Below are 405 nucleotides of genomic sequence, written 5' to 3'. Positions count from 1 at the left end.
TTTTATAACTGGGCATTCATTAGGTGGTAGAGAAGCGGTAATATTAGGAATGAGTAATGGTATTCCGAATATTGTTGTTTATAATCCAGCTCCTATAGCAGCTAGGTATTTAAATCATAACTCCCGATTATTTAAACTATATAAAGGTTATAAAGGTAACATTACTAGAATTGTATCTGATAAGGATTGGTTAACTAATATTATAAAGGGATATACGAATTATACTTATTTCGGTAATGAAATTGTGGTTCATAACGGCAAGTCACATGATATGGCTGGATTTTTAACTGAACAAGAACAAAAAGCTATAAAAAAAGAACTTAAAAAAGTACAAGGTTATGTAGAAGAAAATAATAAGTCGTTCGTAAAAAATTCTAATAATGCTATGTCTAAATTAGCTAGTAT

At 28.9% G+C, this 405-nt stretch carries 1 protein-coding gene; it reads left to right on the top strand.

Annotated features, from left to right (window positions below):
• Nucleotides 1-405, top strand: a 405-nt coding sequence (locus KDK95_RS39080; RefSeq protein ID WP_212522674.1) for a lipase family protein, incomplete at both ends; no start/stop codon positions are given.

This window comes from Actinospica acidithermotolerans, from assembly GCF_018139625.1.
GTDB classification, from domain to species: Bacteria; Actinomycetota; Actinomycetes; order Streptomycetales; family Catenulisporaceae; genus Actinospica; species Actinospica acidithermotolerans.
Note: the sequence above shows the minus strand (reverse complement) of the source record. Positions and strands in the feature narration are given on the sequence as shown.